Below are 16,109 nucleotides of genomic sequence, written 5' to 3'. Positions count from 1 at the left end.
TACCACATCGCTGCGCGATGTGCAAGCGAACACCCGCGCTGCGCGCGGGTGTTGCGCTCCCGCTCCGCGGGAGCTCTGGTGGGCCGCTACGCGGCCCGCTCACTTCCCCTGCTTCGCAGGGGAAGTGAGGCTTCGTCCGCTGTGCTTCCGAAGCGGATAGGACTTCGTCCTACGCTTGGGGCTTCGCTTCGCTCTGCCCAAGCTGGCGGGTCCGCTGCGCTCCCCCGCCTCAACGGCCCTTCCGGCTACGCCTCCAGGACCGTCTGGGCCTGCTGTCGCGGGCCTGGCTGGCTGGAGGGTGGTGCCGGCTTGGGTTTGCGGGAGCTGTTTCAGAGTGATGCAGCATGTACAGTTGGTAGAAGATAGGGATACCCCGTTTGGTGCCCTGTGTGGAAGGTAGGGGATCTCTGTGGGTAATGCGAGGGCATATCCGGTCTACCGGAGCGAGGACGGGGATGTAGCGGCGGTAATCGCCGTGTCCGTGTCTCTGGTCTGATGTGGGGAGCTGTGGGAGGGGGCGAGTGTCGACCTCGATGCCGAGTTGCTTCGGGTCGAGGACGTCGTGAGGTCCCGCGAGGTGTTCCCGCAGGGCTGGTTCTCGGGAGGCGGCGAGCACTTCCGTGGGGTCGACCTTCCGGATAACGCCGCGGTGCTGGCTCGTCTGCTGCCGATGATGCTCTCGGTCGAGGAGCCGGTAGAGGGTGATCTGCTGGACAGAGCGCCGGAGGTGCTGCGTCAGGCAGGGTGGGGACAGATCGCGTGGATGGCACTCAGTTGGCCGGCTGTGCCCGAACTCAGCCGGTCCGGAGCATGCGCGGACCGGAGTACAAGCGTGCTTCAGGACCGACGCCAACCACGAGCCAGCCCCGGGCAACACCGTGTACGTCCACGTCCGGCCCGGGGAGGACGAACGGGCGCAGCACCTCGCCCAGCAGATCGGACACGACGTCATAGGGCCTGGGGAGCACGGCTGGTGAAGAACAGCTGAACAAGAACGGGGGCTGAGCGGTAGGGCGGACCGTCCGCAGTGTGCTGATGACGGGCTGGAGAGGGGTGGGTGTCGGTGACGGAGAACGCCGGAGTTTCGTACGAGGACTGCTCGATCTATGTGGATGCCGCAGACAGCTCGACGGTCATCGCCTGGCTGAAGGAGCGTCTCGGCCCCGAAGAGGAGGGCCACGGCCTGGTGGTGGGGCCGCTGCGGGTGAGCAGCGTCTGCAATGACTACTCCACGGGCAGGAAGGCGCACCCTTTCGAGTTCCTCGAGTGGTCGACCGTGCTGGAGTGCGAAGCGCCCGCGGGAGTGGAGTCCGGTGCGGTGGTGGCCGCGGTCACGGACGTGCTGGAGACACTGCGGCGTGGAGGGTGGAAGGCTGTAGCGGCGTGTGACTGCGAGGACGAACTGCCGGCCCACGGGGGCAGGGATCGCTACCCCCTGCCGTCACCCTCGGGGAGCCTGTCGCATACAAGAACGGGCCGATGGCGAAGCCTGCTGGTGCGGGGTGGGAAGAGGAAAAGGAAATCGGTGTGATTCAGCTCCGAGAACACCAGGTTGACCAGAAGACGGCTTTTCGAGAATGAGCCTTTTCCAAGCTGGTTTCGTTGACCGCGAGCTGGACAGTCCTGCGCAACGACGAAGCTCCTGGTAAGGGCTGTCCCGTATATGGCTGTGAGCTGGTAGGTCGGCTGGCGGTACTGAGCGTTTTCCAACCTCACGCTGATGCGTGGTGAAGGACGAGGACGGCCTTCACCACGTCGGTGATGCGGTTGGTGCTGCAGCGGAGCTTCCGCAGGAGGCGCCAGCCCTTGAGGGTGGCCATGGCCTGCTCGCCGAGGCAGCGGATCTTGGCATGGGTGGTGTTGTGGCGGCGCTTCCATCGCTTGAGGCGACGGCCGCGAAACGGTACCCGGACGGGTCCGCCGGCGCCTTGATACGCCTTGTCGGCCCAGCATTTGAGTCCTGCTTCGGTGAGGGCTTCGATGATGCCGTGCTGTCGTGCGGCGGTGAGGTCGTGAGTCGATCCGGGCAGCGCCGGCGAGGCCCAGAGCAACCGTCCGAACGGGTCGGTGAGGACCTGGACGTTCATGCCATGGCGCTTGTGCTTCCCCGAGTAGTAGGGGGTGTCAGCGGCGATGCGGTCGATCGGCGGCAGAGTGTGCCGTCGAGGATGACGAACGCCTTCGTCCGGATCGTCCTCATCGCCTCGGCCAGGGACGGGGCCAGAGCGGCCAGGATGTCGACGGCCTCGCGTATGTAGCGGAAGGCGGTCGCGATCCCGATGCCGAAACCGGCCGCGAGTTGGGCGTAGGTGTCACCGCACCGCAGGTGGGCCAGGGCCAGCAGAGCCTGTCGCGAGGCGGGAAGCCGCCGCCACCGCGTGCCGATCTCCTGCCGTCTGGCGGTCAGCCGCCCGGTCAGGAACCGCAAGGTGCGGCTGGACAGATCGATCGAAGACGGATAGACAAGCACGCGAAGCTCCTGGCAGACACGGGTGATCTTGGTCGAGAACCCGTCTACCAGGAGCTTCGTCGTTGCGCAGGACTGTCCAGCTCGCGGTCAACGAAACCAGCTTGGAAAAGGCTCAATGATCCACATCGCCTCGATCGACAACCTCGCCAAGCGCATAACGGACGAGACCACACCAACCTGGCGAGGAACCTATTAGGGCATACAGGGCAATACGTCTAGATCAAATGCCCTCTGAGATCTCTACCAAACCCGGAACGGTTCACAGTCCGCCCCGCCCGCACCTGATCGTGGTGGGGTCGGCGGCGGTGTCGGGGGCGCTGCCGATGTTCGTGACGGTGAGGGTGTAGGCGCCGTTCCTGCCATGGGTGAAGTGGCCGGTGTGCTCGTTGGCGATCGTCAGGCTGGGGAAGGCCGTGACGGTGACGGTCACCTGACCGTTGCTGCTCGGGGTGCCGACGGTCGACAGGCCGTAGCTGGTGTCCGTCCCGCTGCTGAAGCTGCTGCCCCCGCCACCGCCGCCGCCCGTGTCGTCCCCTCCTCCTCCGCCGCCGCCACCGCCGAAGTAGCCGCCTCCACCGCCGCCTCCACCGCCACCTCCGGCGCATCCGCCCGCGAGGTCACCGCCGCGCCCGCCCGTGCCGACCACGCCGGTCGCCGCGTCGAAACCGGTCCCAGCGTCCCCGGAAAAGCTGGTGCAGTTCTCCTGGACACCCGCCCCGGCTCCCCCCGGGCCGGGGGCACCGGTGCTGGTCAGACCGCCGCCACCGCCCGAGCCGGGGGCCTCGCCGGTTCCGGCGCCTCCGGCCCCACCGTCCGGCTGTCCGCCGCTCCCGCCCGCACGGCCGCTGCCACTCCCCCCGCCGCTCCCGCCGCCCCCGCCCGCAACAACCTGGAGGGTCGTGCCGGCAGTGACGCTGGAGGCGCCGCCTCCACTCGAGCCTCGCGGGCCACCGCTCCCGCCTCCACTGCTCCCGCCACCGTTGAAGCCGCCCTCCGGGCCGAAGATGCATCGCTGACCGGTTCCACCGACCCTGATGGTGTACGTGGTGACTGACGCGGTCCGTAGCGTCGTCGTGACCCGGGCTCCCGTGCCGCCCGTACCGGCGAAGCACGAGCCGCCACCGGCTCCGTCTGCGGTAACGGTGACGATGGCTCCGGCAGGGACGCCCGCCAGGGTCTGGGGCGTCCCGGTGTAGTCGAACGTGTAGGTTCCGGACGGGGCCACCTGCCTGCCGGAAGGGGGTGGAGCGGCCGCGGAATAGGCGGTGGCGGGCAGCGCCGCCGCGCCGACGAGAACAGCGCACACTGTTGCTGTCACCCCGATACGCCGGCCGTTCCGGCGGTTCTCCCACGCGGGCGTGGCACGTGAGCACACGAGGGGTTCCGGGACGACCGGTACGGGCGGAGTCTTCGCGCGGCGGGGGCTGGGCCACCTGCGCCTGACCCGCGGCCAGGTTTCCGGGTCACTACACGTCACAACGAGGGCCTTTCTCCTGAGGAATGGTCCCAGCGGCGGTACGAGGCCCCGGGGCGGCAGGACAAGCGCACACCGCCTCATCCGCAGAGAATTCCCTACCCCGACATATCTCTTAATATATCATCATATACACAATTGATCTCTCTGGAGTGCGCCTGCCACTGACGGCCACTCAGATCGGCGTCGGCACCTCGCCTTGCCGACACCCTCGCGCGGTCAACCATCCATGCGTGCGGCACAGGTCGCGCCTCTCCACTGACATGGCCCGGAGGCGGCGGATCGGCCGACTCCGGGCCGCACTGCGTCAGACGACCCCGGGGAGCCCCCGGCTCCCGGAACGCGGCGGGAACGGCGTCCGCCGCGCTCTTGCCGTACATGCCACCGCCGTCGCGACCGTCGTGTTCGCGGCGGCCGTGAAGCCGATGTCGGGGGGGCGAAGCTCCCGGTAGACGGTGGAGCGGTGCTTGCCGATCTCCTGGCTGATCGGCCCGGGAGTACGGCCGGCAAGCAGTCCTTCGGCGATCGCAATGCGGTCGTCCTGCGTGAGGTAGCGGTCGTCGATGAGCTTGTCCGGCAGGAGCATGCGTCCAGCCTTGATGAACCACAGCGAGCCCGCGCTGTTGGATACACCCACCCGGCGGGCAAAGGCCGAACATCACGATCTCCTGGCACGGCTCACCGCCGCCTGCTCCGAGATGACCCAACTGGCCGCCGCTGATGCTCCTATTGGCTGTCAAGCGGCGGTGAGCCAGTCGCGGTAGGTGTTGGCGAGGTCGTTGTCTCGGCGGAGTCCGCGTTCGAGGGTGGAGATCGTGGCGGGCCAGACGCCGCAGTGGCGGGCCGCCGCAGTGAGGGTGATGTTCTTCGACTGCCTCAAGGGACGCAGGTCGGCGATGCCCGGGACGGTGACCGTGGTGGTCAGGCAGCGGAAGATCTCCCGGGCGATGGCCCGCTTCAACAGTCGGATGATCTCCTTCTTGGTTCGGCCGGCGGCGGTCTACCGTGCCACGTAGTCGCGGGTGCGGGGATCGCTGGACATGCGGACCAGGGCGATGCGGTAGAGGGCGGCGTTGGCTGCCCGGTCGCCGCCTCGTGAGAGGCGGTGCCGGTTCGTGCGGCCGCTGGAGGCGGGAACGGGGGCGACTCCGCAGAGGGCGGCGAAGGACGCCTCGGTCCGCAGGCGTTCGGGATTGCCTCCGGCCGTGACCTGCAGCTGGGCAGCGGTGTCGGGACCGACGCCGTAGGCGGCCCGCAGCCCGGAGTTGTTGGCGGTGACCTCACTGTCCAGGGCCCGGGTCAGGGCCTGATGTTCGGCGGTGAGTTCCTTGACGCGCCGGGCGAGGCTCTTCAGCGCGGTGAGGACCGCGGCGTGGACCGCGTCCCCGGCCGGTCGCAGCCGGGCGTCCCGCAGCCGGTGCAGAAGGGACGGCGGGCCTCGCGCTCGGCTGCCTGCTTCGCGGCCGGCTCCTGGGCTGCCCGCCACACCTGCGCCTGGTACTGCGCCGCCCGGGCTTGGTCCTCCTCTTGCTCGCGGATGTCGGCGGCCTCGCGGCGCGGGTTGCCGATCGCCTCCAGGAGCGGCTGCGGATGGTCGCGTCCGAAGCGGAAGAACACCGGGCCGGCCGGACCATGCTGGCACAGTTGATTCAGCCCGGTCGCGATGATCGGGATCTTCCCGTCGTAGAAGTGGTGACCGCCGCGCTGCCGCTCCCCCTGCCACAGGTGGCGGGTCAGCTCTTGCAGGCGCGGGACGGTGTGGTTGGGGTTGCGCTCGCCGACGCGGTTGAACACCAGCAGCACGTGGCGGATGCGGCGTATCGCCGTACCGGCCCTCGGGGACCGTCCAGCGCGTACGCCACATCGGGCGCTCGCGGCCGTCGGTGTCCTTCACCTTCCGGTTGAAGAAGCGGGCGTACTTCTCCAGCTTGTCGGCGAGTTCCTCGGCGGTCTCGTGGCAGTTGTCGACCTCGATGAACAGCAGCGGCACCTCGTCCTGCGGGGCGGTGAGCACGATGTCGGCCTGGGCGCCGCCCTTGCCGGGCGCGTTCCACGTGCCGGTCGCCGGGAGCGGGACCTCGGTCCAGAGCGAGGCGATCGTGCCGATGCCGTCCGGATAGTCGACGGCGGCCTGGACGTGCGGCGGGTCGACGGTGAGCCTGGCCATGTTCGGCTTCGGGCGCAGCATCGCGATCACCGTCTCGTTGACGGCCATCGGGTCGGAGGCCCCTGACGAGCCCGCGCCGCGCGCGGTGGAGCCCATCTCTCTCCCCCGCCGGCCGGTTCAGCTCGTAGGAGGCGGCCTGCAGGCCCCCTGGGGGTCAGGTTGCGCAGGGTCTCGCCGGTCTCGGTGGAGCCGCCGTTCTCGGACAGGCCGTGCCCCCGCTGGTCGGAGAGCGCGGCCGTGTGCGAGGCGGTACGGGCCTGCTTCTGCTTCGACGGGGTCTCCTTGTCGGCGTGCCGGAACGTCAGGTGCGGAGCGCCGATCCGCTGGATCTGATCCGTTGTCGCGACCTTCAGCGCTCCGAGCACGCGCAGCACGTCGCCGCGGTAGTTGTTCGTCGACCCCGCCGGGTTGGTCTTCCGCTTCCCCGCCACCAGCTCTGCTCCCTCGTTGCTCGCGACCGGCCGCCGGCCGACCGGCGCCGCTGCGGGCGCTGGCCGCGCCCGGCCTGGGAGGGCGTCCGGGCCCCCCGGAACCCGATGCTCTCCTCCACCACGGACATGTAGAGGAGAGAAGAGGGTTGTGACGGCGCAGTTTTCGCGCCGATTGCGGCCCTGACAAGGGGGGTTTTCCTCCGGCCTCGGGTGCCGGGCACCAAAGGGAGTTCCCAAGGGCCCTCCAAAGGGGGCACCCAGGGAGGCCCCTTGGGCTTGCCCAACGCGGGCCGGCCTTCCAGGAGGATCGGCCCGAGCGGTGCCGCTGCCCGGCCCTCGGGTGAGTGCTCGTCATCGTCTGGTCTCCTTCGCTGCCCCAGCCGGGGTAGTCGGGGCGAAGGAGCAGCGTGCACGGCCCCCCTTGTCCGCGGTCTGACCGTGGCCAGATCGAGTAGCCGTGGGTCGGGTGTGTCCAGTAGACGGCTGATCCAGTTTTTGTAGGGGTCAGTTGGCGGCCGGGGTGAGCCGGCCTTCGAAGGCGATCTGGAAGGCGTTCAGGGGCGCCTTCCAGCGCATGGTCCACCGCTTGCGGCCCTTGCCGGTCGGGTCCAGCGACATGAGGGCCATGTAGACGCACTTCATGGCCGCGGCCTCGCTGGGGAAATGGCCGCGGGCACGTACGGCCTTGCGGATGCGGGCGTTGACGGACTCGATCGCGTTCGTCGAGCAGATGACCTTGCGGATCTCGACGTCGAAGGAGAGGAAGGGCACGAACTCGGCCCAGGCGTTCTCCCAGAGCCGGATGACCGCCGGGTACTTCTTGCCCCAGGCTTCCTGGAACTCGCCGAACCGCTCGGTCGCGGCGGCTTCGTTCGGCGCCGTGTAGACGGGCTTCAACGCCTTGGCGATCTTGTCCCAGTCCTGTCGGGCCGCGTGCCGGAAGGAGTTCCGCAGCAGATGAACGACACAGGTCTGCACAATCGTTCGAGGCCAGACGGCCTCCACCGCCTCGGGCAGGCCCTTCAGCCCGTCGCAGACCAGCATCAGGACATCATCAAGCCCCTGTTCTTCAGGTCCGTGAACACGCTCAGCCAGTACTTCGCGCCCTCGCCACCGTCACCGGCCCAGATCCCCAGGATGTCGCGGTGTCCCTCGGCGGTCACGGCCATGACGACGTAGATCGGACGGTTCGCCACCTGACCATCCCGGATCTTCACGTTGATCGCATCCACGAACAGCACCGGATAGACGCGGTCCAGGGGGCGGTTGGACCATTCCGCCATCCCGTCCATCACCCTGTCGGTGATCGTGGAGATGGTCGCCTTGGACACGCTCGCCCCGTAGACCTCGGCCAGGTGCGCGGAGATCTCACCGTGCGTCAGTCCCTTCGCGGACAGCGACAGCACCATCTCGTCCACCCCGGACAGGCGCCGCTGCCGCTTCTTGACGATGGCCGGCTCGAACGTGCCCGCCACGTCCCGGGGGACCTTGACCTCGACCGGGCCGACATCGGTCAGCACCGTCTTCGCCCGCGTCCCGTTGCGGCTGTTGCCACTGCCCCGACCTTCGGCGTCATGCTTCTCGTATCCGAGGTGATCGGTGATCTCGCCCTCCAGGGCGGACTCCAGCACCCGCTTGGTCAGCTGCTGCAGCAGCCCACCCTCCCCAGTCAGCTGCAGACCCTCCGACCGGGCCCGATCCACCAGCATCGCAACCAACTGCTCGTCACTCGCCGCCACGGCCCCCGCCGTCGGCTCGCTGCCCGGTATCTGCTCGATGGTCGTGTCGCTCATCTGGCGTCTCCTTGATCATCGGATCCGCCGATCATTGAACACTCCCTCACCTGGCGCTGAAGCCGGGGTCAAGGCCCAGCACCCGGTAGTCACGGAGCCTTGCGGCAGCCGTCTTGAGTTCTGAGCCAGTCCGTGGCCGTCGTCAACACTTGGTCGTGTCCGTGCGTAATCGGGACATTCACGTCGGGGGCGATGGGACCGTTGTAAAGGTACCCATTCCGGTCAGCCTCGCGGGCCACGGTCAGGATGACCAGCGCGCCGTCGGAGAGCTGGTACGGGGCGTTCGCGGTAGGGACACCGGCGGTCGGCTGCCCGAACGTGCGGGTGTTGGGCCGACCTTGGAACGCGATGGTGACTGCCTCCGCGGCGCTCGCAGTCCTCCGGCTGGTCAGCACGGCCACCGGCGGCATCGGCCGTGCGAGAGACGGAGTGGAGCCCCATTCGTCAATGTACTGGCGGGGGGTGCCGTTCTCGATCACCCATGGAGCCTTCTCGCCGTCCGCGTAGACAGCTTCGCCGACCGTCCCGTCGCCGAGGATAGGCCCCACGGCGGCGAGCGGCCCCCACATGTCTCCGCCACTGTTGCTCCGCATGTCGATGACCCAGCCGCAGGTGCCCTGTTCGTCGAGCGCGCTGACGGTCGAACGTGCCGCGCGGACGTACGGGGCTGCAACACGGTCGGACGGGACTGGTGGGAGCGTCAGATAGCCGATGGCGCCCGCGAGGTGGCGGCCTTCGGGGAGCATCAGGTCGTCAGCCGGCGCATTCAGGGCTTGGGACGCTTCCTGGGGGTCGAAAAAGGTGCTGTGCCGGTCGTCTAGGTCTCTCAGCGCCTGCCGGATCGCTCCATAGGTCTCGGCAGGTGTCTGCGCTTTCCGGGCACGAGCAACGGCGTTCCGACGGACCTTCGGCCAGTCCACGTCTGCTGTGACGAGGGAGTGCTTCTCCATCACATCCAGCGCGGAAGTCAGGTAGGCGCTTGCCTTCGGCGTCATCCCGCTTACCGTCTCGACATCACCTTCGGCGGTGCATCCCGCCACCGCCAGTGCGGCGCAAATGAGTGCAGCCTTGGTCAAACCGGATATCCGGCCTCTTGTCGGCACTCTCATGGCACGTTCCTGATCTGATAGTGGTGACGCACGCCCGATCGATCCCACCCGCTAGAGATCTTTGCCGCAGGACCACCCGCGCCCCGCTCCAGGCATTTATAGATCAATCAGGTGGCGCGAGGCCAACCTTCAAGAACCGCCCGCACAAGACGGTAGTCGCGCCCGCGGTGGCACCGGCGGTCTCTGGTCAAACTTCAGTGGCAGATGGTCGAGGTTCAGGGGCACCGGACACCAGACGTTCTCCCTCCCGCGACCGCACCGAACTCGCCTCCTGGACCAGAAGGCACTGGGGCATCGAAAACCTCCTGCACCACGTCCGTGACCGGACCTTCCGCGAGGACGACTCCAAGATCCGCACCGGCCACCTGCCCCGCACCATGCCCTCCCTGCGAAACCTCGCCGTCGGCGTCCACCACCAGAACGGCCAGACCAACATGGCCGCCGCCCTCCGCCAGGCCGCCCGCGACTACCGTCGCCCCCTGACCACCCTCGGCCTCACCTGACGAACCCGGACAAGATCACTTCACGCAATGACCCTGCCCTGCGGGGCGGCTCCGAAGGGCCTTCCTTCATCACTCGCAGAGCATCGCGTTCAGCCGCTCAACTACCCATTGCGGCCTCCCGCGTTCGTGGCGCACCTCTTCGCCTGCTTGACCCAGTTCCGCAGGCCCTCCGGGCTCACGCCCAGGTCCCGGGCAACCTCGGTGACGGTCTTGTCCGACGGCAGCGCCGGCGCGACCGCGTCCCGCTTGAACTCGGCCGTGTACCGCTTACTCGTGTTGCTCTTCCGGCTCACTACCTGTGACTACTTCCTCCGGGACCATCCGTCCCAGTATCAGGCCGTCCAGGTCACAGGGGGCCTCACAAGGTGAAGTCCCCCATCTCCCGCTACGCGGAAAGGAAACGGGACGGCCGCCCCGACGCCAGCAAGGCCGTGACCTCGACGGTGATCACTCTCCTGCCGCCGCCGGCACCGGAGCCCGCACGGCCCACGACCACGATCCCCCAGTACGCCGGCCCCGGCCAGACCAGCAACCGCATGACACGCCTCCTGGCCATCCTGCAGGCAGAACCCGAACCGCTCCGGCGCTCAAGGGAGATCGCCGAACGCCTCGGCGACGTCACCCTCACCGCCGCCCACCGACAACTCGCCCGCTGGACCGAGAAAGGAATGATCAAGAGGGTCCGTACGGGACGCTACGCGTCAGTCACACAGGAAACGGCCCCCCCCCCTGGCGTAACCTGCGAAAACGCTAACCACCCGGCCTTGGGGAAAGCCCCTGAGGGCCTCCCCGACGCCGAGGTTCCGCCCTCACGCGCCCCGCCAGGCAGGCGGCCGCCGGGACGACCAGGACGGCGCGGGAACGGCGAGCGGCTCGGCCGCCCGGGGCCAGCCCGCCGCGGACGGACCGCCGCCGTCGCCCGGTCCCGCGCCGCCCCGCCGGGCGACCAGCGTCTGGAGGACGAGCACGCAGGCGGCCAGTTCCTCCGGCGTCGGTGCCCCCCGCAGCACCCGGATCACGTCCCCGCTCACTGCGGCTGGTTCCCGTGCTTGCGGCTCGGCAGCGGCGCGTGCTTGGCCCGCAGCATGGCCAGCGCGTCGATCAGCCGGGCCCGGCTGTCGGCCGGGTCGATGACGCTGTCGACCAGGCCGCGCTCGGCCGCGTAGTACGGGTGCATGAGCTCGGTTCGGTACTCCTTCACCAGCCGGGCCCGGGTCGTCTCCGGGTCGGCCGCCGCCGCGATCTCGCGCCGGAAGACCACGTTCGCCGCGCCCTCCGCGCCCATCACCGCGATCTCGTTGCTCGGCCAGGCCAGCGAGACGTCCGTGCCGATGGAGCGCGAGTCCATCACGATGTAGGCGCCTCCGTACGCCTTGCGCAGGATCAGCTGCACCCGCGGCACGGTCGCGTTGCAGTACGCGTACAGCAGCTTGGCGCCGTGCCGGATGATGCCGCCGTGCTCCTGGTCGACGCCCGGCAGGAAGCCCGGCACGTCGACCAGGGTGACCAGCGGGATGTTGAAGGCGTCGCAGGTCTGCACGAACCGGGCCGCCTTCTCCGAGGCGTGGATGTCCAGGACCCCGGCGAACGCGGACGGCTGGTTGGCCACCACGCCCACCACCCGGCCGTCGAGCCGGGCCAGGGCACACACGATGTTCGTCGCCCAGCCCTCCTGGATCTCCAGGAAGTCGCCGTCGTCGACGATCTCCTCGATCACCGCACGCATGTCGTAGGCGCGCCCCGGCTCGGCCGGCACCAGGTCCAGCAGCGCCTCGGCGCGCCGGTCCGGCAGATCGTCGCAGGGCAGTTCCGGCGGCAGCTCGCGGTTGTTCGCCGGCAGCATCGACAGCAGGTGGCGCACGTCCTCCAGGCAGGACTCCTCGTCGTCGCAGGCGAAGTGCGCGACACCGGAGACCTGGGCGTGGGCGTCGGCGCCGCCCAGCGCGTCGTGGGTGATGACCTCGCCGGTGACGGCCTGCACCACGTCGGGTCCGGTGATGAACATCTGGGCCGTGCCGCGCACCATGAACACGAAGTCGGTGAGCGCGGGCGAGTAGGCGGCGCCGCCGGCGCACGGCCCCAGGATCACGCTGATCTGCGGGATCACCCCGGAGTTGCGCACGTTGCGGGTGAAGATGCCGCCGTAGCCGGCGAGGGCGGTGACGCCCTCCTGGATGCGGGCGCCGGCGCCGTCGCACAGACCGACGATCGGCGCGCCGGCGGCCTCGGCCAGGTCCATCACTTTGTGGATCTTCTGGGCGTGCGCCTCGCCGAGGGCGCCGCCGAAGATCCGGAAGTCGTGGGCGTAGGCGAACACGGTGCGGCCGTGCACCTTGCCCCAGCCGGTGACGACGCCGTCGGTGTGCGGGCGGCGGTCCTCCAGGCCGAAACCGGTCGCCCGGTGCCGGCGCAGTTCCTCGATCTCGGAGAAGGTTCCCTCGTCGAAGAGCAGGGCGATGCGCTCGCGCGCGGTCAGTTTCCCCTTGGCGTGCTGTGCTTCGGTGGCCCGTTCACCGGGACCCCGGCGCACCCGTTCGTGCAGGACGGCGAGCTCCGCCGCCCGGTCGCGCAGACAGCCGTCCGCGGAGGTCACGGCGCCGGTGGTGTTCCCTGGTCTCGGGGGCGTTTCCTCGACAACGGTCATGCGGTGCAGGATGCGCCGCCCTGCTCAAGGCGGGCTCGAACGCTTCTCCACGGGGCACTGGAGAACGGCTCGATCGGTGCGGACCACGCTGGGCGGCATGACTCTTCCTCACCGCCGATCCGTCGTCCTGATGTTCCCCGGGACCGGCGCGCAGCACGCCCGGATGGCGGCCGGGCTCTACCGGCGCGAGCCGGTCTTCACCGCGGCACTGGACGAGGTGCTCGCCCTGCTCGGTCCGGAGGGCGCGGACGCCCGCGCGGACTGGCTGGCGACGCACCCGGCGGTGTCGATGGAGGCCGACGCCCGCTCCGCCCCGCTGCTCTTCGCGGTCGACTACGCCATGGGACGGCTGGTGGAGAGCTGGGGGGTGCGCCCGGACGCCTATCTCGGCCACAGCATGGGGGAGTTCGCGGCCGCCGTGCTGGCGGGGGTGTTCCCACTGCCGGACGCGGTGCGGCTGCTGTGGGAACGGGTACGGCTGCAGCGCGGCACCCCGCGCGGCGGGATGCTCGCGGTCGCCGCCGCCCCGCCGGAGCTGGCGGGCTACCTCGGTTCCGGCGTGGTGGTGGCCGCGGTGAACGCGCCCCGGCACACGGTGCTGTCCGGGCCGGACACACCGCTGGAAGCGGTCGCGCGGCGCCTGGCGGCGGACGGGCGTACCTTCCGGAAGCTGGCCTCGCGCACCCCGTACCACAGCCCCGCGCTCGCGCCGCTCGTCGCGCCGACGGCGGAGCTGCTGCGCACGATGCGGCTACGCGCTCCCCGGACGCCGCTGCACTCGGCGTACACCACCGGGCCGCTGGACCCGGCGGAGGCGGTGTCCGCGGAGTTCTGGGCCGGGCAGCCGACCGCTCCGGTGCTGTTCTGGGCGACCCTGGACCGGCTCCTCGCCGACCGGGACCGGGTCCTTGTGGAGGCCGGCCCGTCACAGAGCCTGACGGTGCTGGCCCGCGCGCACGAAGCGGTGCGCGCGGGCCGCAGCGTGGTCCTGCCGACGCTGCCCGCCCGGGCCGCGGGGCCCGAGGAGGACCGGCGGAGCGTGCGCGCGGCGCGGGACCGGCTGCTCGGTACGGCGGACGCCGGCGGTCACTCGGGCACGTTGCCCGTCGACCTGCCGGCCCGGTAGGGGCTGGTCACCCCGTCGTAGGCGAGGTGCAGCACCATGCCGTCGCGGGCGTGGTCGAGGTTGTGGCAGTGGTCCATCCAGACCCCGGGGTTGTCGGCCCGGAAGGCGACCTCGTAGCGCTCGCCGGGCGCGACGTTGAGGGTGTCGGTCCACCAGGGGCTGCCGGTGGCCCGCTCGCCGTCGCGGGAGAGCACCAGGATGCGATGCCCGTGCAGGTGCATCGGATGGTCGTCGAGGCTGCGGTTGACGAAGGTGGTGCGCACCGTGTCGCCCTCGGCCACCAGCAGGGCCGGGATGTCCGGGTAGACCGCGTTGTTGATGGTCCACAGCATCATCGGGCGACCGTCGAAGAAGCCGACGCTGTTGCCGAGGACGAGGTGGAACTCCCGGTCGTAGCGGGTGTCGGGGCCGAACGGCGCCGCGGCGGGCGTGCCGTAGTGCAGCGGGTCGAACAGCGGCCCGTCCGCGGCCGGGGCTTCGGTGGCGGGAACCCCGGGCGGGACAAGCAGCAGTGAGGCGGTCTCGACGCGGCCGGCCCCGTAGGCGCCGTCCTCGCCGCAGCCCTCGAAGCCGTGGCTGCCCGCGGAGGCGTTGGCGTCGCCGACGACGGTCAGGTGCACCGGTGCGGCGGGCTGTACGAAGGCGAGGTCGATCCGGCCGCCGCCGGCGACGCGCACCTGGCGGCCGGTGAGTTCGGTGGGGCGGTTCACCTCGTTGCCGTCGATCGCGGCGACCCGGAACGGGGTACCGGCCAGCGAGTAGGTTCGGGGACAGTTGTCGGCGTTGACCAGGCGCAGCCGCACCGGCGTGCCCGCGGCGACCCGCTCGGTCCGGCGACGCGTGTCGTCGCCGAACGCCGTGCGCAGCAGGCCGCCGAGGCCGTTCCGGCCGCTGAGCGCGCCACCGGAGCCCCGGGGCGGTCCGCCCGCCGTCCGCTCCCCGCCGTCGGTGTCGGTGTCGGCGACGGGCCAGGCGTGGGCGACGACCGTGCGGTCGACACCCGCGGGCCGGGCGCCGGGCTCCTCGACGACGAGCGCGCCGAACAGGCCGCGGACGACGACGGTGCTGGACTGCTGGTGGGAGTGGTACCAGAAGGTGCCGGCGCGGGTCGGACGGATCCGGTAGACGTGCCGCCCGCCGGGTCTGACGGCGTCCTGGGTGACGCCCGCGACGCCGTCCTCGGCGTTCGGGACGTCGACGCCGTGCCAGTGCAGCGTGACACCGTCATCGACGTTCTCGTTGACCAGCACGACCTCGGTCAGCTCGCCGCGTACCAGGTGTAGTTCGGGTCCGGGCAGCGAGCCGTTGAAGGCGAGGGCGTGCACCTTCTCGCCGGAGGTCAGGGTCATGGTGCGGCTCGTGGCGGTGAGCGTGATCCGCTGGGCCGGGCGTTCGTCGCGCGGCCCGGCGAGGGTGGTGAGGTCCCGGGCGGGGGCCCGGCCGGCGTCCGGGCCGCCGCCGGTGTCGTAGCGGTGCTGGTGGTGGGCGAGGGTGGCGGGCAGCCGGCTCTCCCGCTGCATCACGGCGCCACCCGCGGTGCACAGCAGGACGACCGCGCCGAGCAGCGCGGTCGGGCGCACCGCCCGGCGTGGCCAGGACGGCCGCTTCCAGCCGGGGGCGGCGAGGTCGGTGCGGCGTCGCTGCTGGAAGAGGAGCAGCGCGCCCGCCACCACGGCGAGCAGGGCGAGTTCGAGGAGGAACGGGCCGGTCCACGAGGGGGCGGGCGGGTGGAGGGTGAGCGCGCCGGTGACGACGGTCACGGCGAAGCAGGCCCGTACCGGCACGACCAGCCGGGGGTCGGCGGCGGCCTGCCGCAACGCGGCGGGCGCGGCCGGCCCGCCGGCGGCCGGTCCGGGTTCGCGGCCGGCCACAGGCGGCACCGACGGTCCGGCAGCGGGCGGGGACGCCCCGGCCGTGGCCGACGCCGCCTCCCGGCCGGCCGCGACCGGCACCGGCCGCGCGCCCGCGGCGTCCGTGAGCGGCCCGCGCCCGGCGGCCGCCGGCGCGGGTCCCGGCCGGACCGCCAGGCGGACGACGCGCAGGTACGCGGGCAGTGCCAACGCCGCCACGGCGCTGCCCGCGAGGGTCAGCGGCACGGCCGCGAACAGGAGGAAGTCGGCGGCGGCCCGCCACTCGGCCGCACCGCCCAGCGCGACGGCGAGGCCCACCCGCAGGGCGAGGAGCAGCAGGCACACGGACACCAGCACGAGACCGAGACGCGCACGGCGCCGGAGCGAGCGCGTGGTGCGCCGGGTCGCCAGGGTCCGGGCGCCGCGGGCCGCGAAGCCCCAGAAGACCGCGGCCAGCACGGCCCACAACAGGTTCTGTTCGAAGAGGTTCTCCACCATGCGGCCAGCGTGGCGGGAGGCATTCGAGTCTGCCTCGAGGCCAC

The 16,109-nt window shown here is 70.6% G+C and carries 14 protein-coding genes and 3 pseudogenes; 4 read left to right on the top strand and 13 right to left on the bottom strand.

What is annotated here, in order from left to right:
- The first annotated feature begins 1,063 nt into the window (after positions 1-1,063).
- A complete protein-coding gene (locus tag OG393_RS32425) occupies positions 1,064-1,531 on the top strand; it encodes a hypothetical protein (protein ID WP_327378266.1) in 468 nt (155 codons plus the stop codon).
- Between the two features lie 181 nt (positions 1,532-1,712).
- Here the strand turns inward: OG393_RS32425 and OG393_RS32420 are convergent.
- The 6 genes and pseudogenes from OG393_RS32420 to OG393_RS32395 form a co-directional block, all read right to left on the bottom strand.
- Positions 1,713-2,470: pseudogene (locus tag OG393_RS32420) on the bottom strand (transposase family protein).
- A gap of 259 nt (positions 2,471-2,729) precedes the next feature.
- On the bottom strand, positions 2,730-3,116 hold the full coding sequence (locus tag OG393_RS32415; protein WP_327378265.1) for a hypothetical protein: 387 nt from the start codon (positions 3,114-3,116) through the stop codon (positions 2,730-2,732).
- Between the two features lie 1,135 nt (positions 3,117-4,251).
- A complete protein-coding gene (locus OG393_RS32410; RefSeq protein ID WP_327378264.1) occupies positions 4,252-4,581 on the bottom strand; it encodes a helix-turn-helix domain-containing protein in 330 nt (109 codons plus the stop codon).
- A gap of 99 nt (positions 4,582-4,680) precedes the next feature.
- Positions 4,681-4,833, bottom strand: a complete 153-nt coding sequence (locus OG393_RS32405) for a helix-turn-helix transcriptional regulator (RefSeq protein ID WP_327378619.1) — start codon at positions 4,831-4,833, stop codon at positions 4,681-4,683.
- A gap of 33 nt (positions 4,834-4,866) precedes the next feature.
- Positions 4,867-5,196: pseudogene (locus tag OG393_RS32400) on the bottom strand (transposase); the annotation flags it as partial.
- A 98-nt stretch (positions 5,197-5,294) separates the two neighbouring features.
- The gene (locus OG393_RS32395; RefSeq protein ID WP_327378263.1) at positions 5,295-5,747 is read right to left on the bottom strand and encodes a hypothetical protein; all 453 of its coding nucleotides are present in this window, start codon (positions 5,745-5,747) and stop codon (positions 5,295-5,297) included.
- A gap of 80 nt (positions 5,748-5,827) precedes the next feature.
- On the opposite strand from OG393_RS32395, the gene OG393_RS32390 reads away from it, so the two are divergent.
- Positions 5,828-6,064, top strand: coding sequence for a hypothetical protein (locus tag OG393_RS32390; RefSeq protein ID WP_327378262.1), 237 nt, complete (start codon positions 5,828-5,830; stop codon positions 6,062-6,064).
- A gap of 73 nt (positions 6,065-6,137) precedes the next feature.
- Here OG393_RS32390 and OG393_RS32385 read toward each other — a convergent pair whose 3' ends face one another.
- The 3 genes and pseudogenes from OG393_RS32385 to OG393_RS32375 form a co-directional block, all read right to left on the bottom strand.
- Positions 6,138-6,542, bottom strand: a complete 405-nt coding sequence (locus OG393_RS32385; RefSeq protein WP_327378261.1) for a hypothetical protein — start codon at positions 6,540-6,542, stop codon at positions 6,138-6,140.
- 504 nt (positions 6,543-7,046) lie between these two features.
- Positions 7,047-8,251: pseudogene (locus OG393_RS32380) on the bottom strand (IS256 family transposase).
- 173 nt (positions 8,252-8,424) lie between these two features.
- Entirely contained in the window at positions 8,425-9,411 is a 987-nt protein-coding gene (locus tag OG393_RS32375; protein WP_327378260.1) for a S41 family peptidase, read from the bottom strand.
- A gap of 230 nt (positions 9,412-9,641) precedes the next feature.
- Between OG393_RS32375 and OG393_RS32370 the strand changes: the two genes are divergently transcribed.
- Positions 9,642-9,947, top strand: a complete 306-nt coding sequence (locus OG393_RS32370; protein WP_327378259.1) for a hypothetical protein — start codon at positions 9,642-9,644, stop codon at positions 9,945-9,947.
- Between the two features lie 101 nt (positions 9,948-10,048).
- On the opposite strand, the gene OG393_RS32365 is transcribed toward OG393_RS32370, so the two are convergent.
- The 3 genes from OG393_RS32365 to OG393_RS32355 all read right to left on the bottom strand — a co-directional run bounded on the left by OG393_RS32365 (position 10,049) and on the right by OG393_RS32355 (position 12,591).
- Positions 10,049-10,240, bottom strand: a complete 192-nt coding sequence (locus OG393_RS32365) for a transposase (protein ID WP_327378258.1) — start codon at positions 10,238-10,240, stop codon at positions 10,049-10,051.
- A gap of 516 nt (positions 10,241-10,756) precedes the next feature.
- Positions 10,757-10,978, bottom strand: coding sequence for an acyl-CoA carboxylase epsilon subunit (locus OG393_RS32360; protein WP_327378257.1), 222 nt, complete (start codon positions 10,976-10,978; stop codon positions 10,757-10,759).
- Positions 10,975-12,591: an acyl-CoA carboxylase subunit beta gene (locus tag OG393_RS32355; protein WP_327378256.1), complete on the bottom strand. Its 1,617-nt coding sequence runs from the start codon at positions 12,589-12,591 to the stop codon at positions 10,975-10,977. Before OG393_RS32355 ends, OG393_RS32360 begins: the two co-directional genes overlap by 4 nt.
- A 97-nt stretch (positions 12,592-12,688) precedes the next feature.
- Between OG393_RS32355 and OG393_RS32350 the strand changes: the two genes are divergently transcribed.
- Positions 12,689-13,717, top strand: a complete 1,029-nt coding sequence (locus OG393_RS32350; protein WP_327378255.1) for an acyltransferase domain-containing protein — start codon at positions 12,689-12,691, stop codon at positions 13,715-13,717.
- Here OG393_RS32350 and OG393_RS32345 read toward each other — a convergent pair.
- Complete coding sequence (locus tag OG393_RS32345; RefSeq protein WP_327378254.1) at positions 13,678-16,065, bottom strand: multicopper oxidase family protein; 2,388 nt, start codon at positions 16,063-16,065, stop codon at positions 13,678-13,680. The two genes, OG393_RS32350 and OG393_RS32345, sit on opposite strands and share 40 nt — an antisense overlap.
- Positions 16,066-16,109 lie beyond the last annotated feature (44 nt).

Origin of the sequence: Streptomyces sp. NBC_01216 (genome assembly GCF_035994945.1) — a bacterium.
GTDB lineage: Bacteria > Actinomycetota > Actinomycetes > Streptomycetales > Streptomycetaceae > Streptomyces.
The sequence above is the reverse complement of the archived record's forward strand: the minus strand, read 5'-3'. Positions and strand labels throughout refer to the sequence as shown.